Here is a 25,558-nt window from a genome sequence, read left to right on the forward strand (position 1 = left end):
AATTCGTCGTGCAGACAAACGGCAATGGATGCCGTTCCATCCAGGTCAGCATCTCGTTGGTGAGACTGACCTCCCAGGCGTGATGTGCGCCGCGGCGATCCGCCAGGAAGGTCTCGGCTTCATCGAAGATCAGGAGCGCTCCGGCCTGCCGGGCTTCCTCGAATGCACGTGCGATGTTCCGTTCGCTTTCGCCCACATAGGGTGACTTCAGGTCCGAGGCGCGTTTCTCGTGAACCGGCAGACCGATCACGCCGGCCAGGTGCCGCGCCCAGGCGCTCTTGCCGGTTCCGGGCGGCCCTTCGAGGCAGAACGACACCTGCCGCGGCGCATCCACCCGCGACAGCCGCGCCTCGATCATCACCAGATCGATGTCCGCCTGCGCCAGTTGCGGCTGCCAGTTCATCGCTCCGGCGCCACCGGGCAAGGGCGCGATGCCGCCATTTGCCAGCTTTGCCGATGCACCGAGCACACGGCTGAAGGTTTCCGTGCCGCCTCCGCAAAGCCGGGCGGTCCGCATCGCGTCGGAGACCAGCGCCGGGGGATGCTCGTGCGCGGCCGCCATCATCGCCAGCCCTTCGGTTTCAATGCCGGCCTGGTGGCGATCGTTCAGCCTTTGCCATATCCGGCCGCGCACGGCACCGCCTGGCGTGCGCATCTCGACGGAAAAGGTCATGCGACGCAGAAAGGCCGGATCGCAGTTGTCGACGGAATTCGTGGTCCAGATGACCGGTAGCGGGTTGGTTTCGAGGAGGCGATTGGAATGGACCTTTGAAGGCTTGTCGCTGTCGAACATCGGCAGGCTGTCGCCCATGACGTCTTCCATCTCATCGAACAGGAGGAGCGTGTCCCGGCGGCGACCGAGCATCCGGCCCGCCAGTTTCAACTCCATCAGCCGGTCATGGCGCGAGGGTTCGAACCCCTCGCCGTTCCTTTCTCCAACGGCTCTCAACCGGGCGTTCAATGCGGCTGCCAGGACTTTCGAGAATTCGGTCTTACCCGTGCCGGGCCGGCCATAAAGCAGGACATTGATGCCCTTCGCCCCGGATGCCAGCGCCTGGCCGAGCAGGGTCCGCACGAATTCGCCATCCCTGCCGAGGCTTTCGAAATCCTGCCATTCGGCTTCCGGCGCGGGCGCCGCCGGAAACATGATCCCGACCAGGTCCTCGAGATCGTCCACCTCGATCGTCAGCGCAGCACACAGGCGCTCGCTGATCACGTAGGGAAAGCGGGATTGGAAACCGCGGCGCTCCTTCTGCAGCAGGCCGGAAGCGGTCAGGCGGGTCTCCAGCTTGAGAGCCTTGCGGATTTCCGTCTCCTGCGTTTCGCAAAAGAGCGACAGCAGGCCCGGAAGGCCGATTTCCCTTGTGTCCAGCGCCTGATCGACGACGGTCTCGAAGCTTTCGAAAATCCGGTACAGCGCCACGAACAGGAAGATGCGGATTTCCAGCGGCGAAAGGCTGAAATGCTCCCCGAGCCGGGCGGCATTCTGGTGAACGATCCTTTCCTCGTCGGTCAGTTCTCCACCGACGAGGTTGACGGCAATCTTGCGGACCTTCCGCCACCAGGCATCCGTCTGCCCGTTTCGCGGCCGGTCGGGGCATTCAACATTGGTCAGGACTTCGATCAAACGCGGCAGTTCGCAGGCGAGCTTGCTGGACGAACTGCTGCGGTCGGCCAGCCGCGCGACAAGTTCAAGCGCATGGTGTTGATTGAAGGACATGTTCTTCTCTCCGTTTTACGGAGATCATGACATGCGGTTACGCCAGATCCGGACGTGATTCGGGAAGGTTGCGCGGAAGAAGCACCACGTGCCGGGACACGATCAGCTATTCCGATGATTTCGAGATACAGAAGATACGTTCGATTCTCCTGCCGCGCTCCACGCAACGCCCCGCGTCACACCACCCAGACACCGTCATCGAGATTGGCGATGTTGTTGGAAATGTTCTCCTGGCTCTGGGTGAAGGCAATGAGGATGTCCTCCCGGCTCAGGCCCGCCTCCATGCCGCCGACCCAGAAGTCGTAGCCCTCCTGGTCGGGAAGGCGGAACAGCACATTCTGATACATCGCATCGATATATTCGAAATTGGTCGGATTGGCGCCGTAGAGGCCCTGGAACTCGTCCGACCCGATGAACTCCGAGGCCACATATTGCTGCTTGCCAAGCTCGGTGAAGCCCTGGTTGTCGAGCGCGTCAAGCACGCCGATCCAGAACCGCACCCCGCCCTCGTCCGGCGTGCGCCCGAAAGACGCCTGGTAGATGCGGTAGCCGAAACCCAGATTGTCCGAGCCGATGTCATAGACATAGTCGCCGTCCAGCAGATCGATGCGCTCGATGGAGATCAGCGTGTCAGTGGAGCCGTCCGGCTTGGCGACGAGGATCGAGCCGTCGGCCTGCAGGTCCTGCATGTAGTCGGCGCGCGATCCGCCATAGACGATTGTGTCGGTGCCCCCTGCCCCGTCGACGGTGTCGGGGCCGCCGGTTCCCGTCACCGTGTCGTCGGAGCCCAGCGCATAGACCGTGTCGTCCTCGGGCGTTCCGATCAGGTCGTCGGGCTCGGGCGTGCCCATGACCACCTGCCCGGACACATCCGTGATCTGGATGGTGAAGTCTTCCTCGTATGCCGGGCCGGTGGTGGCGTCGCTTGCGGCGATGCGCACGGTGTGGCTGGTCGCCGCCTCGGTAGTCGATGTATAGATGCCCGGTGCGACTTTCAGTGTATCGCCATCGAGCACGAACAGGCCATCTGCATCGTCCATGAGCGTGAAGGTAGCGGATGGCTCGACCAGGTTTTCGGAAGCCTCGAAGGTGGTGACCATGGTGCCGCCAGCTGCGTTTTCCTCCACCGTGCCGCCCGAGGCGAGCGCGATATCCGAAACCGGCATGTTGGCGACCTGGATGGTGAAGTCTTCTTCATGGGCCGGGCCGGTGGCATCGCTGGCGGCGATGCGCACGGTGTGGCTGGTCGCGGTCTCGTAGTCGATGACAGCGCCGGGCGCGAGTTTCAGCGTGTTGCCATCAAGCACGAAGAGGCCGCTCGCATCGTCCATGAGCGTGAAGGTGGCGGATGGCTCGACCGGGGTTTTCGGAAGCCTCGAACGTGGCGACTACGGTGCCGCGCCGGCGGCGTTTTCCACCGTGCCGCCCGAGGCAAGCGCGATGTCCGAAACAGGCATGTTCGTCACCCGGATGACGAAGTCTTCCTCGTAGGCTGGCCGGTGGCGTCGCTGGCGGCGATGCGCACGGTGTGGCTGGTGGCTGTCTCGTAGTCGATCACCGCGCCGGGCGCGAGTTTCAGCGTGTTGCCATCAAGCACGAAAAGACCGTTCGCATCGTCCATCAGCGTGAAGGTGGCGGATGGCTCGACCGGATTTTCCGAAGCCTCGAACGTGGCGACCACGGTGCCGCCGGCGGCGTTTTCCTCCACCGTGCCGCCCGAGGCGAGCGCGATGTCCGCAACCGGCATGTTCGTCACCTGGATGACGAAGTCCTCCTCGTAGGCGGGACCCGAAATTCCTACGGCAGAAATACGGACGATATGACTTGTCGCCGTTTCATAATCGATGGCAGCCCCATCGACGAGCTTCAGTATGTTGCCGTCAAGAGCAAACAGGCTGCCTGCATCGTCCAGAAGCTGGAAGGAGACCGGCGCCAGTGGCAAACCTCCCGAAAAGGCGCTGATCTCGCCAACCGCAACATCCCCCATGGCGTTTTCTGCAATCGAAGAACCATTCAATTGCAGGTCGTCCGGGCCGGGGCCGCCGAATCCGAGGGTGTCGCCATAGACGACGAAGGCCGATCCCGCACCTGCGGTGCCGGCGACCTCTGCCTCGGCATTCTCGACCAGAATGTCCAACAGGCCATCGTTGTCGAAATCGAGAATGGACAGCCCTGTCCCGTTCGCCTGCAGGAAGACCGCGGAAGTTGGCGGGAGGGCATGGATATTCCCGTCTGACTGCGTTTCCAGGCCTTGCCGCCCCAACAGGATGCTGACCAGACCGGCATTCCGGTCAAGAAGGACGAGATCACCGAGTCCGTCGCCATTCAGGTCAGCGGCCTGAACTTCACTGCCCGCTATTCCGCGCAATTCCAATGATTCTTCTGGCGCGAGTGCACGGACATCAATCATGCCAGGTTGAGGACCAGCGGTGCCGATATCGGGTGATCCAAAAACGATATATGTCTTCGTGAATCCGTCGACGTAATCGGGATCAAGAAATGATCTGCTTTGCCCGTTGGGGGCGGTGGCGTCGACATAGTTCCTTGTCGGCTCGGTGATGACGATCTCGTCGATGCCATCGCCGTTCATGTCCGGAACACCAACCACTGCATCACCAAAGAACCCGGTCACGCCGGAAAAGGATGCCTCCAATGCGAAGCCGAGCGTCCCATCCAGTTCCGAAAGCCGGACAACGCCATCATCGGGCGCATCACGGCCACCGAAAATGACATAGGTCTTGCCACCATGGAAAACGTCGCCGAACCCGACGCCGTCATGCGGGTGAAACGGTGAGGGGATTATGAAATCGGTCTTGTTGTCCCCATTGACATCGGCGGTGCTGAAACGTTCGTATGCCAGATAATCAAGGCTTTGCTCGCCATTGATGACGATGCCGTCCTCCGGGCCAAACCCGTCAAGGTCAAAGAACCCATTGGTGCCCAGTTCTGGCCCGCCATACACGATGTAGACGCGTCCGGTCCCGTCCCTTGTTCCGTCCTTGGCGGCATCCCAGCCTTCGAAGTCGTTGCGGGTATCCATGGAAAGGCCGATGATCGCGAAATCGTCGTAATTGTCATTGTTGACATCGCCCAAGGCCTGAAGATGCCCTCCAAGATCGCCGGCGATCTGCGGCCCGCGAAACACCACCAGTTGCTCGGGCGGCAAGTCGTCAACATCGATTTCTCCGGTTGATCCGATATCCGGACCGCCAAGAAACAGGTAGGCTCGTCCGGTATCGTTGCGGACCCAGCTAAGGTCTGCATAGGGATCGCCGATCAGAAAATCCGGATAGGTGTCGTTGTTTACATCGCCTGCGGCGGAAACCGCATAGCCGGGAATCGTCGTGAAGCCGGAATCCGCGCCGCCGGGAAAGACGATCGAAAACCCGTCTTCCGCGTCCAGGTCGTCGAGGTCCAGGTTTGCCGGCCTTTGATCCCGTTGCGTGCCCCAAAGGACGAAAGCAGTCCGGAAGTTGTTGGAGGTAACGCGCTTTCGGAAATGTCAGCAGGATCTCGTCGAGACCGTCGCCATCGATGTCGCCGATCGATGCGGTATCGTATGAAAACCCGTGGCTACCGTTGAACCCTGTCAGTTGGGTCACCGCCCCGGGCTGGCCTGTCAGGTCAACCAGGTTGCTACCGCGGGGTGAACAGCAAGGAACACGTCCCTGACCACCGGCGCCCCGCCTGGGTCCTTGCCCGAGACGGTGAGGAAGACGGTTGTCCCGGCGAGCGAGTCGAGTTCCGCGTCTGGTTTGACGCGCAGAATATTGCCATCGAAATATGCGATGTCGTGGGTCGACGACAGGATCTCGAACGTCGATGTCGGCTCGACAGCCCATGTGCCCAGCAAGATGCTTTCGCCGCGCTCAACGCCATGAAACGTTGCAATCGGGGCGTTGTCTTCCGCATTCGCGGATATCCATCCGGTGCTGTCGACCCAGATCTCGCTCACCGGCTCGTCGGTAAGAACGAGGTCGAACGTGCCATCGGTAAACTCGTTTGTCGTGAGGTTCGTCACGCGGACCGTGACCGGGAAACTTCGGGGGCCGCTCTCGAAGTCAAACTCGTTCGATGCCAGCCAGTTCTGCTTTTCTATCGTCCTGTCGAACTGATTGATCCGAAACATGTCGCCCGGATTGTCGACAAGCTCATAGGAATAAATGTTTGTTCCCTTGGGGTTCGGCTCCGGCGGATCGGTGATGATTTCCGCCACAAGCCTGATACCGCCGTTTTCCGAGAACTCCTCTCTTGATAGTTCCACCTGAATTGGCATGTGCTGCTCCAGACTGCCTGCAACAACCGCACCGGGATGGTCTGGAACTGTTGGTGAGGCTTACTCTGACAGGGTCATTCAGCTTCGCATGTTATTGGCGATCTGCGACAAGGCAGACTATTCGTGTTCAAAGATTGTATTAGTGATTGATGTATTGGCCAAGCGCCATTTTATGGCAGTGGCGCTGCCTCAATGGCCCGTGTCCGCCGAAGTGGCGATCAAACGCTCCTTCCTGTACCCGCCCTTTCCTTCCTGCTCGCGAAAGTGACCTGCGGGCAAGAAAAGCTATTCCTTTATAATTTATAACTTTTACTTTACGACTTCTTGCTACCGATTTCTCACCGGTCGCGACTGCATCCGTCGCGGGCATGATGCCATTTCCGGCGCCGACAGACCGGCTGGTGTCCTGATGATTGGCGGATGCAACGGTTTTTCAGATGTTGAAGAATGAAAGCATCCGTGGCGGACAGACCATCGGACGGGTTCTGACCATTCGCACAAGCGCTATCCTTGCCTCCATCGTGATCCTCCTGGCCGCATCCGTGCTCGTCGGCGTTGCCCGCTATGCCGAGGTGCGAGGTCAGATCGGAAGTGACAATTACAACCGGATCATCGAGCAGAAAGATCTCGTTGCCGACGTCCTGCCCCCGCCCTCATACGTCATCGAGGCCTATCTGCATGTCCTCGCGGCCGTCATCGATCCCTCGGCTGCGGCGCGCGAGCTGGAAGAGTTCAACGCGCACAAGACCGAATATCTCGAACGGCTCGGGCACTGGCGGACATCGGATGTGGGCGCGGAAATCAAGCGCCTGGTGCTCAACGACTCGCCGCTGGCACTGGATGCGTTCTGGCGGGAGGCGGAGACCACACTTTTTCCGCTGCTGTTGAAACAGGGGGCGCGCGATGAAGCGGCGATCAAGGCATCGCTCGGCCGCATTACCACCGCTTTCGAGGCCCACCGCGCCGTCGTGGCGAAAATCGTCGAGGCGGCCGTCAGCGCACAGGGTTCCATCGAAGCCGGCGTCGCTGAGGAAATGGGCTGGATTCTCATGCTCGAATTGACCGTGGTGATCGCCGCCGCGATCATTCTGGCGGCCTTGATCGCCGGCATGTTCAAGCGGGTCATTCGTCCGCTCGACAGGATTTCCACCTATACGAGCCGGCTTGCCGCCGGTGAGGATGAGGGCGATGTCCCCTATCGCGACCGGAGCGACGAGATCGGCAGGCTGGCCCGGTCCGTCCAGGTCTTCAAGAACGCCGCCCAGGACAATCTGGACCGCCAGCGCCAGATCGCGGCGGAGCGCGAGGAAAACGCGCGCATTCGCCAGGAGGCCGATGCACGGATCGTGGCACAGGCGAAGGCGAGCGCAGAGGCCATTGAAAAGCTCGGCCAGGCCCTGCGTACGCTGGCCGAAGGCGACCTGACCTGCACCATCGACGTGCAATTCCACCCCGATTTCGAAACGCTGCGCCAGGACTTCAACCACTCGGTCGGAAAGCTGCAATCGGCGATGCAGGCCATTTCCAGCAATGGCGACATCATCCGCGGCGCCTCGGGCGAATTGCTGACGGCATCCGACAATCTCGCCCAACGTACCGAGCGCCAGGCATCGGCGGTCGAACAGACGGCCGCAGCAGTCGAAGAGGTGACCAAGTCGATCTCCCTGACCGCCGGCAATGCCGACGAGGCCGGCAGGACCGTGCGACATACCGGGGAAGCCGCGGAACGCGCCGGCAACGTCGTTCGCCAGGCGGTGGCGGCCATGGCCGACATCGAGGAGGCCTCGCACAATATCGCCAACATCATCGCCATCATCGACGAGGTGGCGTTCCAGACCAACCTGCTGGCGTTGAATGCCAGCGTGGAAGCAGCGCGCGCCGGCGAGGCTGGCAAGGGCTTTTCGGTCGTGGCACAGGAAGTGCGGGAACTGGCGCAGCGTTCAGCCGCGCAGGCCAGGGAAATCAAGACCCTGATCGCGAATTCAAACGCATTGGTGTCGACCGGGGCAGAACTTGTCGGCGAAACCGGCCGCACGCTGGAGACGATCGTCGCCGAAGTCCGCAACGTCGATGTGAACGTGTCCTCGATCGTCAGCGCCGTCAAGGAGCAGGCCACGTCGCTCAAGGAGATCAACCGGGCGATCTCCGACATCGACAACAACACGCAGCAGAATGCATCCATGGCGGAGCAAGCCACCGCAGCCGGCCACAGCCTGGCTGGTGAAGTCGAATCCCTGGCGCGGATGCTGGGCCAGTTCCGTCTCGCCGGGAACACGCCGGTGCGAAGCGGGCATGCGGCAAGTGCAGGCGAGCCGCGCCAGCACAGGCCCGCGCCTCGCGCCACAGGAAACCTGGCGGTCCGCCAGGATGCGTGGACAGAGGTCTGACCGCGCCCGCGTCAACCGGCTGCCGGCCAGCCAGCAATGCAGGAGAAAGCCGCCATGCTTACAGTCATCGCCTTTCGGATCGGGCAGCAACAGTTCAGCGTGAACGTCGAGAACGTCCGCGAAATTCGCGGGCGCATGGACATCTCGCCGCTGGCGCATGCGCCGGCCCATGTGCTGGGCATTGTCGAATTGCGGGGACAGGTGATTCCCGTGCTCGATGTCGGCCGATGCCTCGGCCTGGAAATGTCCGGCTGCGCCGCGGGAAGCGCCGTCATCGTGGCCGAGAACGACGGGAAAATGGTGGGACTGCTCGTTGACGACGTCTCCGACATGATCTCGGTCAGCGACGAGAACATCCAGCCCGTTCCACGGATCGGGCCGGAGAGCGAGCATGCCTGCCTGTCGGCGATCCTCGTGCTCGATACCCACCTTGTGACACATCTCGACCTGCCGGCACTGACAGGCGGGAAGGATGTCCTGGCTGCCTGAGCAGCCGGTTCATCAATGCCTATGGCAGGTCCGCGCCCTTGGCCGCCACCACCGGCATGCTGTCCTGCGCGCCGGCCGTTTTGCCGGCCGCGCGCGGCCAGTTCCAGAGCGCCATGACCAACCGGTTGCCCGGTCTTTCGAACAGCCTCAACGAAACGTAAGCCAGGCCCACGGAAAGCAGTAAGCACGCAATCATCAGCGGGACATCTGCGAAGTCGCCGGCATAGAGCCGTTGCCGGATCATTGCAGGCTGGTCCAGCATGCCGGACTGGCGCATCATGATGATGATCGGGCCATGCCACATGTAAAGACCGAAACTGAGTGTTCCGAGAAAGGCAAATCCCGGCCTTGAAAGGAAGTCACCGACATCGGACCGCAGGAGCGCAAAGGCCAGGATCACGACCGGAAACAGGAGGATGACAAGTCCCTTGCCTCCGTTCGCAAGGCTTGCACTCAGGAGAAGGACGACGGACAGCAGCAGCGCAAGATGTATGACGGTTGCAAAAACCCGCGGCACGGAAACGCATCCGGCATAGCGGATGAAGGTCTCGTATGCGAGATAACCGATCAGGCATCCGACCATGCAGCGGATCAATCCGAGCGAGAACGGGCCATAGGGCTGGACATGCATGTGATCGACAGGAACAGGCTGCTGCATCAACACGACGGTCCCAAAGGTCGCAGCCATCAACGCCACGATAGGCAGCCGGTAGTAGGCAACCGGCCAGAGTATGAAGATGCCGATGACAAATTCGGAAGAGATCGACCATGACGGCCAATTCAACACGAGTTCATCGAGAATTCCGGAATTCTGAAGAAGCAGAAAATTCGTGAAAATCTGCATCTGCTCGGTGATGCCGGTCATGGCGACAACAGCAAGCATGGTTACAAGATTCAACGGCCACAGACGGGCAAGCCGCCTTGCGAAAAACTCGCTCCAGCCATGGCGAGCCGTGACGATCGACTGAGCCAGGACGAAGCCGGACAGGACGAAAAAGAAATCGACCGCGAGGCCGCCATTGCGCGTCATGAAAGGCCAATCGGCCAAATGACCGACAACGACATAAAGCGCGAGGATGAAGCGCAGCGCATCCAGGCTCTTGAAGCGAATGGTCATGGCAATCCCGGTTGGCTTGATGAGATCCCGGACGTTTCCCGACGAACAGCATTATCCGCAAATCAGGCTGGAGAGCCGGCGGTATTGCCAGGCTATCGAGGCCACCGCCGGCGGTGGCTCAATCAAGAATACGCGCGGTCCCCAGAAATACGTATCCGACATTGCGCTCCGCCTTGATGGGCAGTGTTTCCCCGCCATGACGGAATCGCGTCCGCAGGCGCGACAGGATGACTTCCAGCGACCGCAGGCTACGGGAATCCTCTGTCCTTTCGCCCGTCATGATCTCGATCAGTGCGAGCCGGCCGATTTCCGCCGGAGCGCTGGCGAACAGGCTTTCGAGCAGGCGGCACTCGGTCATGGTCAGCCCGATGCTGGTTCCCTGGGGACTGGTCAATTGCCGTGTTCGCACATGCAGCGACCAGGGCGCCGGGGCCATTTGCAAGGCCGGTGGCTTCTGCATCAACCGGCGCACGCAAACCAGAAACAGTTCGTCCAGCGCCACCGGCTTGGTGAAGAAGAAGTCCGCGCCCGCCTTGAGTGCGGCAAGCCTCGCGTCAAGATCGCTGATGCCGGATACCATGATGACCGGGATATCCTGGCGCGCCTTGAGAAGCGGCAACAGGGTCAGGCCGTCAAGGCCGGGCATGTCGATGTCGAGGAGAACCAGCGCGACCCTGGAGAGATCCTGTGCCAGGATCAGTTGCGGATTTGACAGGCCTTGGCAGGCTTGTCCGCGATCGGCGAAAAACCGGGCGACGTTCTCGCAAAAGGCTGCATCGTCATCGATGAGCAGAATGGTTCCGCGCTCATCCATGGCGGCCGGCCGCTTCCAGGCTGAAGGTGAGACGAATCACGCTCGGCACACGGGAAACCACCATGGCCTCGCCGCCATGGGCACGGGCAATGCCCCGCGCCAGATAGAGGCCGACGCCCACGCGGCCCGATGGCGACGACGACACGTCGCCGACCTGCGTGAACTTCTCCCAGACGCGTGACCACTGCTCCGCCGGGATGCCCGGTCCGTCATCCGTCACATCGACCAGAAGATGGCCGTTTTCGCTGGAGAACCCGACGCAGCAAGCGGTGCCGTGATGCTGGGCATTGGCTATGAGATTGCCAACGGCGGCGTCGAACAACAGCGGATCGATCGACGCCATCCGGCCGGCCAGGCCGGCAGTGCAGGAGACCGGGACCGACCATTTCAGCCCGATATCCTCGGCCAGCGTGCCGATCGGGAGACGCCGCCGGTCGGGATAGTCGATCAGGTCGCTCAACTCCACCAGGTCGGCGATTTCATCCAGAACGGCGCCTGCACCATGGGTGAGGCGCTTGAGGCGCAGGATCTGTGCCGCGCCCATCCTGCGCTCGTCACCCGTGTCCATCACATCCAGCGTGGAGGCAATCAGGTTGATCGGGCGGCGCAGCTCGTGAATCAGGATCTGCTTCATGCCGGCCTGTTCGGAGAGGCTGCGCTCAAGGCTTTCCTGCAGCCGCGCCATTTCCCGCACCCTCTGCCGGGTCTCGGTGTCGGCAACGGCATGGAACTGGAGATAGAAGGCGATGCCGAGACTGACGGCTGCGGCAATCGACCAGAAGAAGAACAGCGATTCGACCAGCGGTCCCGGCAAGGCCGGCACCAGGGCCGGGGCAACGGCGACAGCTGCGCGCAGGCCGGCGATGAGGGCGTTGATCGCCATGGCCGTGACGATGATCAGGTCGCTCATGCGGCTGGCGCCGCCAAACCGCCTGAGCGCTGCACAGGCAAGCAGAAACGAAAATCCGGCAATGCCCGAACTGATGACCGCAACCCTGGTCGACCATGACCCGCCCGACGCCACGGTGAATGTGAGAAGGAGAAGATAGACGGCCAGCAAGGCGGTCATGGCCGGCGTCACGACCCGCAACCCCTTGATGGAGCGCAGGCCGGCAATTCCGCCGACATAGCCCAGCCCCACCAGAAGATTCGGAAGGATCAGCATCAGGGCGGACGGATCGGACCCTCGTATCGCGGTCAGCACCGTGGAGGCGAACAGGCTGAGAAAGGCCAATGCCCAGATATCCAGCGCGGGCTTGCCGGGTATCGTGCGGCCAAGAACGGCGAACACAGCGCCGGGAACCAGAAACGTCATGCTCAGATAGATGGCGACCTGATCGTAGATTACCTGCATTCGCGCCTTCCGCCCGCCCGCTGAAAATTTTGAACGGAAGACAGCTAGGGGCACCGCGACGAATGTGCGAATAGGCGACCCTCGCCTTGCGATCCGGCGCCGACCGGTTCGGCCAGCCATGCGAGACCGGGCAAAGAAACGCGAGCCGGAGCGAGGCTTGTTGAGGTTTCTTGAGGGTTCTTGAGAAATGCGCCCGCGGGTTGCATTTTTTCCACTAAGTCACTGAAATTAAATTGAAAAATATTCATAACCATTGACTCGCGGCATGCGGCGACGCATGGATTGCGAAACGAATGGAGTTGACGAATGCGCCGCCGCGAACTGGTTCCGATTGCAGCTTCCCTGGCAGATCCATTTTCTCCGATGTTTACTCTTTATGTGCGTTGACATGCCGACCGACCCCGTAAAAACACCGCGCATCCCGTCATGCCGCTCCCCCCTAGCGCTTGCCTTTGCCTTGATCCCGTCACTCGCGCTCGCGCAGTCCTATACCACCGATCCGAACTTCACGATCAACGACCAGTCCACGGTCTATGACGGGATCGGGACGGTGACGCCCTTGCAAGGCGGCACATCGGTTCTGGAGCGGGTTCTCCATGCGGTCGAGCAGATAAACCTGTCCTCTCCGGGCGCGATGGCCCCGGTGAACGGGATCTATGCGAACATCGCCGAAAGCGTGCTGGACCGGCAGTGGTATTCCACCGACCGGACCGAAATCGCCTATGAGGACTATCAGGAGGATGTGGTCACGCCGATGTCCGCGCCCATCGACTTCTCGCTGTTCGAGAACCTTCAGGGCGACGGCGAGATCACGCTGGCGGACGGGACTACAGTCAACATCCTTGACGTGCCAATCGGGACAATCCGGGTGTGGGAGCTCTACGATCCCGTCGGTAACCGAGTACCCACATTCCTTACGAGCGCTTATTTTGAAGGCACAACGACCGAGTATACATTCACGGCACGGGACTTGGGCACGTATTTCACTGCTCCATACGACGGATCGGTTGGGTACCCATTCTACTTTCGGCTGAATCCGGATGGAAGCATCGAGTTGTATGACGATGGGCCAACTGGGTTTATTAGAACTGTCTCTGAGATCGCTATTGCTGTGACCATCGACGGCCAGGAGTACAGGTTCGACTCCGTTGGCGGCGCGGAGGCGACGACGCCGTGGGACTATACAACAGACTATTTTGGCACATGGAAGACGCCCTCTGGCCGGATTCCGATCCCCGAGTTCACCACGCTGAAACTGACCCTCGACGGTGAGGGCAACCCGGCTTTCGTCTTCTCCGACACCGCCCCCGAGGACACGGTCTATCTGGACTACGGCTGGGAAGAGATCGTCACCACCGACTTTACCAGGCAGTTGAACTCACTGTACGAGGACTGGTGGCAGCGCGACGTCTCCACGCTGATCGACGGCTCGATCACCAACATCGTCACGGGCGTGAACGAGATCACGCAGACGGCCATGGCCGGCGCCAACGCGCTGGAATACACCCTGCCGACACTCGATTTCGGCAACATCGCCACGACCGCGCTCGGCGCGGTCAACACCGGCGACATCACGGTCGGCGTGAACTCGGCGGTCGATGATGCGGCGACAGCGACAACCAGCGCCGTCCGGTCGACGCTGACCGTGGTCGGCGGACACCGGCACTATGATGCTGAACGTCGCGCACAATACCTCTGTCATCATGGGGAACGTCGACAACGCCCTGATCGCCGTCAACGGATCGGTCGGCAACATCAACACGACCGCTCTGGGGGCGGTGAACACCGGCACGATCACCAGCGGCGTGAATGCCGCTGTCACGGGGATTGTGGGAACCGGCGGGTGATTGCGAATGGCGCGCGGTGCCTACCGGGCGCTCCCGGGTTCGGGACAGGCAGGGTGCCGGGCCGGATGCCGCGTTCTCGGCAGAGAGCGCGGCAATCCGGCCCGCAGGCGCAATACCGCCGGCCTCATTGTGCCTGGCCGTCCTGCAGTCCATAGAGCCAGCAGGCCCAATGACAGGATGATGCGATGATTACGCCCATTTTCCCAAGAACGCTCCTTCCTGGGGGCACTCGATGCAGGGTATCGCCGGGCTCCTGCCGATCATGGCAGTTACGTTCGGCTGGCATCAGCCACACTTGCAAAGGATGCGGCCCGCGGCCCTGACGCTTCGTTCGTGTTTTTCGGTGGCACGCGGACCTGTTCCCTGTTGCGATGGACCGTGAAAGTGGCGTTGCCGGAAACCCGGATCATCGGCAAGGGCGTCCACGCCCTGCCATCGTCAAGCCAATGGTCAATCGCCATCCGCATGATCCGCGGGTCAGGCTTCAGGAAAGCGTCCAGAATATCCGGTCACTGATTTGCAAAGCGAACGGACTTCCCGACAGATCGGCATCTGCGCGAAACCGGATAGCTGAAATACGGGACAACAAAGCGATGAACGAGACGCCGGCCATCGAAAAAAACGCTGGAAGAAAGGGCGGTTTCTACGCCCTCGTCAACGAGCGTCTCAATCACATCAGGAACGCTTATGACGACCTGAAGAAGGCGCCGGTTCTTTCGCTGCTGATCGGTTCGGTGGCATTTGTCGCGATATTTCTTGCCGACCAGATCGTGTCGCTGGTTTATGACGCCTACAAGCCGGACATGCTGAAAAGCGAAACCGAAATCCTCAGCGACAACCTGCTTGCAAAAAGTGCTGGCATCGAAGCCAGGGTGAACGAGATCACGGGCCTCATTCAGTCCATCCAGGCCGGCGACATGAAGGATGCGGGTGTTCTTCAGGCCAAGATGAACGAGTTGCTGGAAGGCATAAACGGCATCAGGCCCGACCTGTCGGACGTGGCCAGCCTGCGCCGAGACCTGTTCCTTGTGGCCGCCCGGCAGAAAGCGCACGATATCGACGTTTCGGGCATGTCGCCCAATTCCGATGTCACGCTGAAGATGAATGACGGCGCCACGATCTGCAAGCAGCGCTACACGCTGGCGATCGGGCATTCGGGAGATCCCAGAACGAGAAATCCGAGGGTCGGCCTGACTTCGCCTACCGGTGAAAATGTCATCAAATCTGGCATGGGAACGGGCCAGTCGCTCATGATCGAGGATGACCTCGGTCGCGTGTCCGTGTCGTTCATGCGCCATGAGGAGCGCGGCGGTGAGGCGCTCTATGGTTTCAACTTCACCTGTCCGTCCTGAGCGCTCAGTCGCCTGATGCTGCCGGGGCACCGGGTTCGCATCCGGATTTGCCCGGGACCGAAACCGCAGTCTTGCGATGAGAAGCGGGCCCGTCTTCTCTTGTCTACGCCTACCAGAGGGCCGGATCGTTCAACGCGGCGACGCAGGTGCCAGGGCCTTTCAGCGGAGTGAGCGGGCCGCCGCTCAGGGACTGGCCGATCCAGCCGATGGGCTGGCTGAGCGGCAGGGGTGCCCGGGCCCGGTCTTCGCTCACCGGCTCGAAACCGACCTTGCCGTAGAAGGCGGGATCGCCATAGGTCATGGCGACATCGACGCCCCTCTCACGCAAGGCCGACAGCGCATGGCCAATGAGCGCCTGGCCAATTCCCTCCCCCTGCCGGGCCGTCGCCACGGCCATGGGCGACAGGATGAAGACGGTGCGAGCGTCCTGTGGATAGGTCAGGCGGGTAAAGATGGCCGCGCCTGCCAATGCACCATTTTCGCTGGCCGTGAAGACGTGGATGTCATCGTCTGGCGTGGTTTCAAGAAGGTTGCGGACCAGTTCGCCGATCAATGCGCCTTCTTCCCGGCCCTCGGAGGCGGTGAAGGTGGCCGCAAACAGGTCGATGATCGCCTGCTGCCGCCCTTCGGTACCATTCAGGAATTCCATGTCCGTCTCCCTGAGCCGGGCGTGTTGCTATAAACCGGGCGATGCAATCAGCTCGAATCGGTCCACATCGACCATGCCCCGGTCGGTGATCTTGAGATGCGGGATCACCGGCAGGGCGAGGAAGGCCAATTGCAGGAAAGGCTCTTCCAGCGTCACGCCCAGATCGCGGGCGGCTTCGCGCAGGACGACAAGCTGGTCGCGGACCGTTTCAAAGGGTTCGAGGCTCATCAGGCCTGCCACCGGTAGCGCCACTTCGGCCACAACCGCGCCCGCGCGGGTCACGACGAAACCACCCTCGATTTCGCCCAGCCGGTTGGCCGCCAGGGCCATGTCCTCGTCATTCGTTCCCACCACCGCGATATTGTGATGATCGTGACAGACCGTGGAGCCGATGGCGCCGTGTTTCAGGCCGAAGCCGCGCACGAAACCGGTTGCCCGGTTGCCGTTGCGGCCGTGCCGTTCGATCACGGCGATCTTGGCGAGATCGCGTGCCGGGTCGGCGCGCTTCACACCTGCTTCAGGCACGATTTCCTCATGCAGGTGCTGGGTGATGATCTTGCCCGGTTCGATGCCGATGACATGGGTTTCGGCCGCATTGGCGCGATGGACCAGGTCATCGGCGCCGATGTGCCGCGCCTTGACCGATGCGCGGGCGACCGGTTCGACATGGCCGCGCGCGGCAAACAGGGCATCATTGACGAGGCGGCCCGCCGAGAGGACCATCTGCGCGTTGCAGCCTTCCAGGCTGTCCAGCACCACCAGATCGGCCCGCCAGCCCGGTGCGACCAGACCGCGATCATGCAGGCGGAAGGCACGGGCGGCGGAAATCGAGGCCGCGCGATAGACCGCCAGCGGTGGCGCGCCACAGGCGATGGCGTGGCGGATCATGTAGTCCAGATGCCCGTGTTCGGCGATGTCGAGCGGATTGCGGTCGTCGGTGCACAGCGCGATGAAGGGCGAGTTGCGCTCGGTGATGATTGGCATGAGCGCGTCGAGATCCTTCGAGACCGAGCCTTCGCGGATGAGGATGTGCATGCCCTTTGACAGCTTTTCCAGCGCCTCCGCCGCTGCCGTGGTCTCATGATCAGTGCGGATACCGGCGGCAAGGTAACCGTTGAGCGCCATCCCGCGCAGCAGGGGGGCGTGGCCGTCCTTGTGGCGGCCGTCGAAAGCCTCCAGCTTGGCCATGCAGGACGGATCGCAGGCGAGCACGCCCGGATAGTTCATGAATTCCGCCAGGCCGATGACCTTGGGATGGTCCATGAAGGGCACCAGATCCGCGGCCTCGAGCCGCGCGCCGGCGGTCTCCATGTCGGTGGACGGAACACAGCTCGACAGTTGCACACGCAGGTCCATGGCCACGCGCGTGGCGCAGTCGAGGAAAAAGCGGATGCCCTCGATGCCGGCGACATTGGCAATCTCGTGCGGATCGCAGATGGCCGTGGTTACACCGCGCGGCAGCACGCAGCGGTCGAACTCGAATGGCGTGACCAGCGAACTTTCGACATGGAGATGGGTATCGATGAAGCCCGGCACGACAATGCGGCCGGAAATGTCGATCTCGCGCTCACCGGCAAAGGCCGCACAGGTGCCCACGATGGTATCGCCGCAAATGGCGATGTCTCCCTCCAGAAGCGCACCGGAGACAAGGTCGAACAGGCGCCCGCCCTTGAGAACCAGGTCCGCTTTCTCGGCGCCCTGCCCCTGCCGGATACGCCTGGCCAGATCACCTTCTGCCATCTCTACCACCTTCCGCTCGTCATCCTCCGCCATTGGAGCCAAATCCGGCAGCCCATGCAATGGCAGCTCTTGCCGATCCATGAAAAAACCCGGCGCCGCGAGGAGCCGGGTTTTCAAGGAAACCAGTCGTCAACGGCAAATCAGTTGACAGCGTCCTTCAGGCCCTTGCCGGCGGAGAACTTCGGCACGTTGCGGGCCGGAATCTCGACGGCCTTGCCGGTCTGCGGGTTGCGGCCGGTGGTCGCCTCGCGACGGGAAACGGAGAAATTGCCGAAGCCGACCAGACGGACATCGCCGCCCTTCGCCATTTCTTCGGTGATGGCATCGAAAACCGCATCGGTTGCCGACTGCGCGTCAGCCTTGGACAGACCCGCTTTTTCCGCAACCGCGGCAACAAGTTCGTTCTTGTTCATTGAAAGTCCCTTTGTCGTTAGTGGTCCTCTACCGGGAATACGACTCAACCGGCTGCGCAGGACCTTAGGCAGATGTGGCGGGCAAACAAGCCGAAAACGTATAAGCAGTGCCGCAAATCCCCGGTTTTCTGGGGTTTTCAAAGGAAAAGCCGGGTTCAAAACCCGGCTTTTCAACATTTACGGTTATCCGGCCGTCAGTGGGCCACGCCGACCGCCTCGCCCGGTTCCTCGGGCTTGGAGGGCGGCGCATCCACCGGCTCGACCCATTCGATGGCCTCGGGCATGCGCACCAGCGCATGTTCCAGCACTTCGCCGGCACGGCTGACCGGCACGATCTCCAGACCCTCTTTCACATTGTCGGGGATGTCGGGAAGATCCTTGGCATTGTCTTCGGGGATCAGCACCTTCTTGATGCCGCCGCGATGGGCTGCCAGAAGCTTTTCCTTCAATCCGCCGATCGGCAGGACGCGCCCGCGCAGCGTGATCTCGCCCGTCATGGCGACGTCCTTGCGCACCGGAATGCCAGTCAGCACGGAGACGATGGCCGTCATCATGGCAATGCCTGCCGACGGGCCGTCCTTCGGCGTCGCGCCTTCCGGCACGTGGACGTGAATGTCGCGCTTGTCGAAGAGCGGCGGCTCGATGCCGAAATCGATGGCGCGCGAGCGGACATAGGAGGCCGCCGCCGAAATCGATTCCTTCATCACATCGCGCAGGTTGCCGGTGACCGTCATCTTGCCCTTTCCGGGCATCATGACACCTTCGATGGTGAGCAATTCGCCACCGACCTCGGTCCAGGCCAGTCCGGTCACGACGCCAAGCTGATCCTCGCCCTCGGCCTGGCCGAAGCGGAAGCGCGGCACGCCGAGATAATCGTGGATATTGGCCTCGGTCACCTCCACCGACTTCACCTTGTCCTTGAGAATGGTCGTCACCGCCTTGCGAGCGAGCGTCATCAGCTCACGCTCAAGGTTACGGACACCGGCCTCGCGGGTGTAGGTGCGGATGATCGAGCGGATCGCGTCATCGCTCACCGAAAATTCCTTTGGCTGGAGCGCATGGTCGCGCACCGCCTTGGGCAGCAGGTGGCGCTTGGCGATCTCCACCTTCTCATCCTCGGTGTAACCGGCGATGCGAATGATCTCCATACGGTCCATCAGCGGGCCCGGAATGTTCAGCGTATTGGCCGTGGTGATGAACATGACCGGCGACAGGTCGTACTCCACTTCCAGGTAATGGTCCATGAAGTGGGAATTCTGTTCCGGGTCCAGCACTTCCAGCAGGGCCGAAGACGGATCGCCACGGAAATCCATGCCCATCTTGTCGATCTCGTCGAGCAGGAAAAGCGGATTGGCCTTGCCGGCCTTCTTCATCGACTGCATGACCTTGCCGGGCATGGAGCCGATATAGGTGCGCCGGTGGCCGCGAATCTCGGCCTCGTCCCGCACGCCGCCGAGCGCCATGCGGATATATTCGCGCCCCGTCGCGCGGGCAATCGACTTGGCCAGCGAGGTCTTGCCGACGCCGGGGGGGCCGACGAGGCACAGGATCGGGCCTTTCAGCTTGTTCTGGCGCGACTGCACGGCGAGATATTCGACGATGCGGTCCTTCACCTTGTCGAGGCCGAAATGGTCCTCGTCCAACACCTTCTGGGCGAAGTTCAGGTCCTTCTTGACCTTGGACTTCTTGCCCCAGGGCAATGACAGGAGCGTATCGAGGTAATTGCGCACGACGGTGGCTTCCGCCGACATGGGCGACATGGCGCGCAGCTTCTTCAGCTCGGCCTGCGCCTTCTCGCGCGCTTCCTTCGACAGCTTGGCCTTGTTGATCCGCTCTTCCAGTTCGGATGCCTCGTCGCGGCCGTCCTCGCCCTCGCCGAGTTCCTTCTGGATCGCCTTCATCTGCTCATTGAGATAGTATTCGCGCTGCGTCTTCTCCATCTGGCGCTTGACGCGGCTGCGAATGCGCTTCTCGACCTGAAGCACGGAGATCTCCGCTTCCATGTAACCCATCGCCTTTTCAAGACGCTGCCTGATGGAGAGCGTGCCGAGCATTTCCTGCTTTTCGTTGATCTTGATGGCCAGATGCGACGCCACCGTATCGGCAAGCTTGGAAAAATCCTCGATCTGCGAAGCCGCGCCAACGACCTCCGGCGAGATCTTCTTGTTGAGCTTCACATAGTTCTCGAAGTCGGCGACAACCGAGCGTGCCAACGCCTCGAGCTCGATCTGTTCCTCTTCCGGCTCGTCGAGAAGCTCTATATCGGCCTCGTGGAAATCCTCGCGGCCGGTAAAGGCGATGACCCTGGCGCGGGCACTGCCCTCCACCAGCACCTTCACGGTGCCGTCGGGCAGCTTCAGTAGCTGGAGTACCGTGGCCAGCGTGCCGACATCATAAATGCCGTCGGGGCCCGGATCGTCCACGGACGCATCCTTCTGCGTGGCAAGCAGGATCTGCTTGTCACCGCCCATCACATCCTCAAGCGCACGGATCGACTTCTCGCGCCCCACGAAAAGCGGCACGATCATGTGGGGAAAAACCACGATATCGCGCAGCGGCAGGACGGCGTAGCGGCCGTCTACAGCCTCGACACCCCCGGTGTGCGTCAGTTCCGACATGTTCTTTTCCTTCCTGGCTCCTTGCGGGCCTTGCTGCAACGCTTCAAGCCGCCCCTTTATCCTGCGGCAGCGGGCTTCCTGCGTCCATCCCGACCGGCAAACCGGTCCTTGAGGCTTAGGTGGAGAACGCGCGCCCTGTTTTCAAGGCAAGGCACATATACGTGATTCCCATTCTACTCCGGCGACATTCATGCGCCAATCCGCCGCCGCACGATTCCCGCAGCCATGCCGGCGGCGGGCAAGAAAAAGGCGGACCACCGGCCCGCCTTCGGTTTCCGGCCAACGGACCCGCCGTCAGGCCGAGGACTTGCCCTTGGCTTCCTCGCGCTCGGCATAGATGTAGAGCGGGCGGGCATTGCCGGCCACGACCTCATCGGAAATGACCACTTCCTGCACGCCTTCCAGCGACGGAAGCTCGAACATGGTGTCAAGCAGGATGGACTCCATGATGGAGCGCAGGCCGCGCGCGCCCGTCTTGCGGTCGATCGCCTTGCGGGCGATGGCCCGCAGCGCATCCTCATGGAAGGTCAGTTCCACGTTCTCCATCTCGAAAAGGCGCTGATACTGCTTGACGAGCGCGTTTTTCGGCTCCGACAGAATCTGGATCAGCGCATCCTCATCGAGGTCTTCCAGCGTGGCCAGAACGGGCAGACGGCCGACGAATTCGGGAATGAGGCCGAATTTCAGCAGATCCTCCGGCTCCACCAGGCGAAACAGCTCACCGGTACGGCGGTCCTCAGGGTTTTCGACACTGGCGCCGAAACCGATGGAGGTCTTGCGGCCACGGTCAGAGATGATCTTGTCCAGGCCGGCAAATGCGCCGCCACAGATGAAAAGGATGTTGGAGGTGTCAACCTGCAGGAATTCCTGCTGCGGATGCTTGCGCCCGCCCTGCGGCGGCACGGAAGCCACGGTGCCCTCCATGATCTTGAGCAGGGCCTGCTGCACGCCCTCGCCCGAAACGTCGCGGGTGATGGACGGGTTGTCGGACTTGCGCGAAATCTTGTCGATCTCGTCGATATAGACGATGCCGCGCTGGGCCCGCTCGACATTGTAGTCGGCAGACTGAAGCAGCTTGAGGATAATGTTCTCGACATCCTCGCCCACATAACCTGCCTCGGTGAGCGTGGTGGCGTCGGCCATGGTGAACGGCACGTCGATGATGCGGGCCAGCGTCTGTGCCAGCAGCGTCTTGCCGCAACCGGTCGGGCCGATCAGCAGGATGTTGGACTTGGCCAGTTCGACATCCTGGTTCTTCTGGGCATGGGCCAGCCGCTTGTAGTGATTGTGCACCGCCACGGAAAGCACACGCTTGGCATGGCCCTGGCCGATGACGTAATCGTCAAGCACATCGAGAATTTCCTGGGGAGTCGGCACACCCTCGGACGACTTCACCATCGAGGATTTGTTTTCCTCGCGGATGATGTCCATGCACAACTCGACGCACTCGTCGCAGATGAACACCGTTGGCCCGGCGATCAGCTTGCGCACCTCGTGCTGGCTCTTGCCGCAGAACGAACAGTAAAGCGTGTTCTTCGAATCGCCACCGTTGCCGCTGACTTTGCTCATATCACCTGTCCTTCCGAGCGTTCCGTCAAACAGACCGCCCATTCCGTAAACAAACCGGAACGGCAAGACCACGATCCGGAATCACCAATTCTACGAGCCAAACACAAAATCCGGAAGCCGGCAATGACCCGAAAACCAACCATGGAGCCTAATGCCCATGGTTTCAACATATACTTAACGTAGGCGGTTTGGTGGCAAATGCCACAATCCGCAAAAGTCCGGCGCGACCTTCTCTGTCAAGGCAGCGCGCCGAACCGGAACGAAAATCACTCACCGGCGCCTTCCACGGCATCACGGCTGCTGATGACCCGGTCGATCAGGCCCCAGCCCTTCGCCTCGTCGGCGGTCATGAAATGGTCGCGGTCGAGCGTCTTTTCGACCGTCTCGTAGTCGTTGCCCGTATGGGTGACGTAGACCTCGTTCAGGCGCCGCTTCAGCTTGATGATGTCCTGCGCGTGGCGCTCGATGTCGGAGGCCTGACCGGAGAAACCGCCGGAGGGCTGGTGCACCATGATGCGCGCGTTCGGCGTGGCAAAGCGCATGTCCTTGTGGCCGGCGCACAGCAGGAGCGAGCCCATGGAGGCCGCCTGGCCGATGCACAGCGTGGAGACGGCCGGCTTGATGAACTGCATGGTGTCATAGATGGCCATGCCGGATGTCACCACGCCGCCCGGCGAATTGATGTAGAGCGCGATTTCCTTCTTCGGATTCTCGGCTTCAAGGAACAGAAGCTGGGCGCAGACGAGGGTGGCCATGCCGTCCTCGATGGGGCCGGTGATGAAGATGATCCGCTCCTTGAGAAGGCGCGAGAAGATGTCATAGGCACGCTCGCCGCGATTGGTCTGCTCGACGACCATCGGCACGAGGTTCATGGCGGTTTCGACGGGGTCCCTCATCGCGATCACTTCCTTTGTCGGGCTGGGCCCGGCGGGCGGACGTCCCGGGGCCATGAATCAATGTCAATTCTTCTCGGCCCTAAATAAGGGCTTGGTCCGCCGCCGCGCAAGGGCGGGCGGAAAGTCAGGCGGCGAATACAGGCTGGAGAGGCAACTGCCAAGGCATTTTGTCCGGCGAAACCGTTGCCAGAGCTAATTTACCGTGAACGAAGCGTCGCCGGGGAAGGCCCCGCGGGGAAGGGAAGCGCCAGTCTGGAAGGATTTTAAACTATACTTCTTTACTCGTGTTTATCGCCCTCGTATCGTCCGCACGTTCCCCCACTGGAGGGCCGCGAGGCCCTTGCGTTCTCTCCGGAGGTTGCCATGGGCCCGTGCGCCTTTCCCCGCCTGCGCGAACGTGTGAAGCCGTGGCAGCGTGACGCTTGCGTTCCGGCACCGCAGCGCATCCGCATGGGAAGGCGCGGCCGGTGAGCCGGGTGGCGGACGCCTGGGGCTTTCCGGCAGACCGGATGGTGCTGGCGGGCTATCGACTCTGGATGATCAAGGGCATGACGATCACGCCGGACGACCTGGCGGATTTCATGACCATCCATGCCCGCGCATTTTCCGAAGATGACCGCCCCCTGATTGCCGACGGTTTGGCGGGCTTCATTCATGCGCTCGGGCATTGCGCCTCGTGCCCATTGGCATTTCACGACAATGTGACTGACGGCGCGGCCGCTCCGGCCTGCCATGATGAAGGTCTTGTGCTCGCACTCGTCTCCGCACTTCAATACGGCATGGAGGACACCGCTTTTCTTTGCGCCACGGCGCTTGCATGCCCCCGCCTCGCGGCCCCCCTTGCCGGCGCGGCCGGCGACTGTGCGCTGCGGCTGAAAGCCTGCGGGCAATGGCTCTCGCCTGTCTGCCGCGAGACCGTCATCGGCTTCATCATGGCGAAAGCGAGGTCGGGCAAACCGGTCACGACCGTGCATTGATCCTTTCGCAAGGCGTATCCGTTTTCAGACAGACCGGAAACGGCTAGACAAAGGCGATGAGCGCCCTTCCCTCCTCCTTCCGCCTTGACGGGAACCGTCTCCGTCTCGATCCGCACGACGATGCCTTCGTGCAGGACCCCTATGCCGCCTACCGCCGGCTCCATGCCGATGCCCCGGTCTTCTTCTGGGAGAAATACGGATTGTGGTGCGTGGCCGGGCACGCCCAGGTCAATGCGCTGCTGCGCGATCGCCGGCTGGGGCGGGAAAACCGTTGGGGGCCGCCGCTCACCTGCGGGCCGGAACGGGCGCATCTCACGGACTTCGACGCGTTGGAGCGTCATTCGCTGCTGGAAAGGGAACCGCCCGTCCACACGCGGCTGCGGGCCCTGGTGAACAAGGCCTTCGTTTCGCGGCAGGTGGAGCGGCTGCGCCCCGGCATCCGCGCCCTGGCGGAGGACCTGGCCGCCGAACTGGGGCCCGGCGACGACCTGATCGCGCGTTTCGCCACGCCTGTTCCGGTCACCGTCATCGCAGACATGCTGGGCGTGCCGCGCGACATGGGGCCGCAACTGGTCGCCTGGTCCCATGCACTGGTGGCGATGTACATGCATGGACGCACACGCGCTGACGAGGAGGCCGCCAATGCGGCGGCAAGCGAATTCTCAGCCTGTCTGCGCGACCTCATTGCCGGGCGGCGCGCCGGGGACGGCGACGACCTGCTGTCGGTTCTCATCGCCGCCCGCGACCACGGTGACCGGCTGAGCGACGACGAACTCGTCACGTCGGTGATCCTGCTGCTCAATGCCGGCCATGAAGCAACCGTCCACCAGACCGGCAACGCGATCCACGCCATTGCCGCGCAGGGGGGCGATCCCCGCCGCTTCTTCGCGACACCGGACCAGGCGGCTCGAACCGTCGAGGAATGCCTGCGATACGACGCGCCGCTGCACCTGTTCACGCGATACGCCTATGAGCCGGTGGACCTGGGGCCGGCAACCCTGCAACCGGGCGAACAGGTGGGCCTGATGCTTGGCGCGGCCAATCGCGATCCCGCGGCCTTCGCCTGCCCGGACCGTTTCGAACCGGGACGGGCGGACCAGAAGACCGTCAGCTTCGGCGCCGGCATCCATTTCTGCGTCGGCGCGCCGCTGGCGCGGCTGGAAATGCAGGAGAGCCTGACAGTCCTGTTTCACAGGCATCCCGACCTGCGGATCGCCGACGCGCCCCGCTATCGCGACGTCTACCATTTCCACGGCCTGGAGCGGCTGGTGATCGGCTGAGCCTTGCCTTGATTGCTTAATCTGTGCATGCCTTTACGGGCTTCACTTCCCTCTATGGTT

General features: G+C 61.9%; 20 protein-coding genes and 1 pseudogene. 7 read left to right on the forward strand and 14 right to left on the reverse strand.

The window, feature by feature from the left end:
* Positions 1-1,720 (reverse strand): AAA family ATPase (locus R3D65_RS14910; RefSeq protein WP_371276055.1); only part of this gene is annotated, 1,720 nt, incomplete at its 3' end.
* 176 nt (positions 1,721-1,896) lie between these two features.
* Positions 1,897-3,051 (reverse strand): DUF4214 domain-containing protein, encoded by a 1,155-nt coding sequence (locus tag R3D65_RS14915; RefSeq protein ID WP_371276056.1) that lies wholly within the window; start codon positions 3,049-3,051, stop codon positions 1,897-1,899.
* On the opposite strand from R3D65_RS14915, the gene R3D65_RS14920 reads away from it, so the two are divergent.
* Complete coding sequence (locus R3D65_RS14920; RefSeq protein ID WP_371276057.1) at positions 3,050-3,211, forward strand: hypothetical protein; 162 nt, start codon at positions 3,050-3,052, stop codon at positions 3,209-3,211. The genes R3D65_RS14915 and R3D65_RS14920 overlap by 2 nt on opposite strands.
* On the opposite strand, the gene R3D65_RS14925 is transcribed toward R3D65_RS14920, so the two are convergent.
* The 3 genes and pseudogenes from R3D65_RS14925 to R3D65_RS14935 form a co-directional block, all read right to left on the reverse strand.
* Positions 3,183-4,760: an FG-GAP-like repeat-containing protein gene (locus tag R3D65_RS14925; RefSeq protein ID WP_371276058.1), complete on the reverse strand. Its 1,578-nt coding sequence runs from the start codon at positions 4,758-4,760 to the stop codon at positions 3,183-3,185. The genes R3D65_RS14920 and R3D65_RS14925 overlap by 29 nt on opposite strands.
* Before the next feature lie 186 nt (positions 4,761-4,946).
* Positions 4,947-5,138, reverse strand: a pseudogene (locus R3D65_RS14930) (integrin alpha); the annotation flags it as partial.
* A 201-nt stretch (positions 5,139-5,339) separates the two neighbouring features.
* Entirely contained in the window at positions 5,340-5,996 is a 657-nt protein-coding gene (locus R3D65_RS14935) for a hypothetical protein (protein ID WP_371276059.1), read from the reverse strand.
* 437 nt (positions 5,997-6,433) lie between these two features.
* Between R3D65_RS14935 and R3D65_RS14940 the strand changes: the two genes are divergently transcribed.
* Together R3D65_RS14940 and R3D65_RS14945 are read left to right on the forward strand one after the other, a co-directional pair.
* Complete coding sequence (locus tag R3D65_RS14940; protein WP_371276060.1) at positions 6,434-8,383, forward strand: methyl-accepting chemotaxis protein; 1,950 nt, start codon at positions 6,434-6,436, stop codon at positions 8,381-8,383.
* A 54-nt stretch (positions 8,384-8,437) separates the two neighbouring features.
* On the forward strand, positions 8,438-8,872 hold the full coding sequence (locus tag R3D65_RS14945; protein WP_371276061.1) for a chemotaxis protein CheW: 435 nt from the start codon (positions 8,438-8,440) through the stop codon (positions 8,870-8,872).
* A gap of 19 nt (positions 8,873-8,891) precedes the next feature.
* On the opposite strand, the gene R3D65_RS14950 is transcribed toward R3D65_RS14945, so the two are convergent.
* The 3 genes from R3D65_RS14950 to R3D65_RS14960 all read right to left on the reverse strand — a co-directional run bounded on the left by R3D65_RS14950 (position 8,892) and on the right by R3D65_RS14960 (position 12,157).
* Positions 8,892-9,989 carry an acyltransferase family protein gene (locus R3D65_RS14950; protein WP_371276062.1) on the reverse strand — a complete coding sequence of 366 codons (1,098 nt, stop codon included), beginning with the start codon at positions 9,987-9,989 and terminating at the stop codon, positions 8,892-8,894.
* Between the two features lie 118 nt (positions 9,990-10,107).
* Positions 10,108-10,803, reverse strand: a complete 696-nt coding sequence (locus R3D65_RS14955; protein ID WP_371276063.1) for a response regulator transcription factor — start codon at positions 10,801-10,803, stop codon at positions 10,108-10,110.
* Positions 10,796-12,157: a sensor histidine kinase gene (locus tag R3D65_RS14960; protein WP_371276064.1), complete on the reverse strand. Its 1,362-nt coding sequence runs from the start codon at positions 12,155-12,157 to the stop codon at positions 10,796-10,798. The genes R3D65_RS14955 and R3D65_RS14960 overlap by 8 nt, the downstream gene beginning before the upstream one ends.
* Before the next feature lie 277 nt (positions 12,158-12,434).
* Here R3D65_RS14960 and R3D65_RS14965 point away from each other — a divergent pair, with 277 nt between their 5' ends.
* Positions 12,435-14,159, forward strand: a complete 1,725-nt coding sequence (locus R3D65_RS14965) for a hypothetical protein (protein WP_371276065.1) — start codon at positions 12,435-12,437, stop codon at positions 14,157-14,159.
* Positions 14,160-14,597: 438 nt separating this feature from the next.
* Positions 14,598-15,356 carry a hypothetical protein gene (locus tag R3D65_RS14970; protein ID WP_371276066.1) on the forward strand — a complete coding sequence of 253 codons (759 nt, stop codon included), beginning with the start codon at positions 14,598-14,600 and terminating at the stop codon, positions 15,354-15,356.
* 109 nt (positions 15,357-15,465) lie between these two features.
* Here the strand turns inward: R3D65_RS14970 and R3D65_RS14975 are convergent, their stop codons facing one another.
* From R3D65_RS14975 to R3D65_RS15000, 6 genes are all read right to left on the reverse strand, one after another.
* A complete protein-coding gene (locus tag R3D65_RS14975; RefSeq protein WP_371276067.1) occupies positions 15,466-16,005 on the reverse strand; it encodes a GNAT family N-acetyltransferase in 540 nt (179 codons plus the stop codon).
* A gap of 27 nt (positions 16,006-16,032) precedes the next feature.
* Positions 16,033-17,745, reverse strand: coding sequence for an adenine deaminase (gene ade / locus R3D65_RS14980; protein WP_371276068.1), 1,713 nt, complete (start codon positions 17,743-17,745; stop codon positions 16,033-16,035).
* 140 nt (positions 17,746-17,885) lie between these two features.
* A complete protein-coding gene (hupB, locus tag R3D65_RS14985) occupies positions 17,886-18,158 on the reverse strand; it encodes a DNA-binding protein HupB (RefSeq protein WP_371276467.1) in 273 nt (90 codons plus the stop codon).
* Positions 18,159-18,352: 194 nt separating this feature from the next.
* Positions 18,353-20,776 (reverse strand): endopeptidase La, encoded by a 2,424-nt coding sequence (gene lon, locus R3D65_RS14990; protein ID WP_371276069.1) that lies wholly within the window; start codon positions 20,774-20,776, stop codon positions 18,353-18,355.
* Between the two features lie 294 nt (positions 20,777-21,070).
* The gene (gene clpX / locus R3D65_RS14995; protein ID WP_371276070.1) at positions 21,071-22,345 is read right to left on the reverse strand and encodes an ATP-dependent Clp protease ATP-binding subunit ClpX; all 1,275 of its coding nucleotides are present in this window, start codon (positions 22,343-22,345) and stop codon (positions 21,071-21,073) included.
* Between the two features lie 266 nt (positions 22,346-22,611).
* Positions 22,612-23,241 carry an ATP-dependent Clp protease proteolytic subunit gene (locus tag R3D65_RS15000; RefSeq protein ID WP_371276071.1) on the reverse strand — a complete coding sequence of 210 codons (630 nt, stop codon included), beginning with the start codon at positions 23,239-23,241 and terminating at the stop codon, positions 22,612-22,614.
* Between the two features lie 467 nt (positions 23,242-23,708).
* Here R3D65_RS15000 and R3D65_RS15005 point away from each other — a divergent pair, with 467 nt between their 5' ends.
* Together R3D65_RS15005 and R3D65_RS15010 are read left to right on the forward strand one after the other, a co-directional pair.
* Positions 23,709-24,218: a hypothetical protein gene (locus tag R3D65_RS15005; RefSeq protein ID WP_371276073.1), complete on the forward strand. Its 510-nt coding sequence runs from the start codon at positions 23,709-23,711 to the stop codon at positions 24,216-24,218.
* Between the two features lie 56 nt (positions 24,219-24,274).
* Positions 24,275-25,498, forward strand: coding sequence for a cytochrome P450 (locus R3D65_RS15010; protein ID WP_371276074.1), 1,224 nt, complete (start codon positions 24,275-24,277; stop codon positions 25,496-25,498).
* Positions 25,499-25,558: the final 60 nt, after the last annotated feature.

Origin of the sequence: Zhengella sp., assembly GCF_041397485.1 — a bacterium.
Taxonomy (GTDB): domain Bacteria; phylum Pseudomonadota; class Alphaproteobacteria; order Rhizobiales; family Rhizobiaceae; genus Zhengella.

What these genes read in the sequence shown, in the direction of transcription:
- R3D65_RS14975 (WP_371276067.1), bottom strand. Translation starts at nt 16,005, where the DNA reads ATGGAATTCCTGAATGGTACCGAAGGGCGGCAGCAGGCGATCATCGAC.
- R3D65_RS15000 (WP_371276071.1), bottom strand. Translation starts at nt 23,241, where the DNA reads ATGAGGGACCCCGTCGAAACCGCCATGAACCTCGTGCCGATGGTCGTC.
- R3D65_RS14945 (WP_371276061.1), top strand. Translation starts at nt 8,438, where the DNA reads ATGCTTACAGTCATCGCCTTTCGGATCGGGCAGCAACAGTTCAGCGTG.
- R3D65_RS14940 (WP_371276060.1), top strand. Translation starts at nt 6,434, where the DNA reads ATGTTGAAGAATGAAAGCATCCGTGGCGGACAGACCATCGGACGGGTT.
- hupB (WP_371276467.1), bottom strand. Translation starts at nt 18,158, where the DNA reads ATGAACAAGAACGAACTTGTTGCCGCGGTTGCGGAAAAAGCGGGTCTG.
- R3D65_RS14935 (WP_371276059.1), bottom strand. Translation starts at nt 5,996, where the DNA reads ATGCCAATTCAGGTGGAACTATCAAGAGAGGAGTTCTCGGAAAACGGC.
- R3D65_RS14960 (WP_371276064.1), bottom strand. Translation starts at nt 12,157, where the DNA reads ATGCAGGTAATCTACGATCAGGTCGCCATCTATCTGAGCATGACGTTT.
- R3D65_RS14950 (WP_371276062.1), bottom strand. Translation starts at nt 9,989, where the DNA reads ATGACCATTCGCTTCAAGAGCCTGGATGCGCTGCGCTTCATCCTCGCG.
- R3D65_RS14925 (WP_371276058.1), bottom strand. Translation starts at nt 4,760, where the DNA reads ATGGATACCCGCAACGACTTCGAAGGCTGGGATGCCGCCAAGGACGGA.
- lon (WP_371276069.1), bottom strand. Translation starts at nt 20,776, where the DNA reads ATGTCGGAACTGACGCACACCGGGGGTGTCGAGGCTGTAGACGGCCGC.
- R3D65_RS15010 (WP_371276074.1), top strand. Translation starts at nt 24,275, where the DNA reads ATGAGCGCCCTTCCCTCCTCCTTCCGCCTTGACGGGAACCGTCTCCGT.
- ade (WP_371276068.1), bottom strand. Translation starts at nt 17,745, where the DNA reads ATGGCAGAAGGTGATCTGGCCAGGCGTATCCGGCAGGGGCAGGGCGCC.
- R3D65_RS14915 (WP_371276056.1), bottom strand. Translation starts at nt 3,051, where the DNA reads ATGGACGATGCGAGCGGCCTCTTCGTGCTTGATGGCAACACGCTGAAA.
- R3D65_RS14955 (WP_371276063.1), bottom strand. Translation starts at nt 10,803, where the DNA reads ATGGATGAGCGCGGAACCATTCTGCTCATCGATGACGATGCAGCCTTT.
- R3D65_RS14970 (WP_371276066.1), top strand. Translation starts at nt 14,598, where the DNA reads ATGAACGAGACGCCGGCCATCGAAAAAAACGCTGGAAGAAAGGGCGGT.
- R3D65_RS14965 (WP_371276065.1), top strand. Translation starts at nt 12,435, where the DNA reads ATGGATTGCGAAACGAATGGAGTTGACGAATGCGCCGCCGCGAACTGG.
- clpX (WP_371276070.1), bottom strand. Translation starts at nt 22,345, where the DNA reads ATGAGCAAAGTCAGCGGCAACGGTGGCGATTCGAAGAACACGCTTTAC.
- R3D65_RS14920 (WP_371276057.1), top strand. Translation starts at nt 3,050, where the DNA reads ATGAGCGTGAAGGTGGCGGATGGCTCGACCGGGGTTTTCGGAAGCCTC.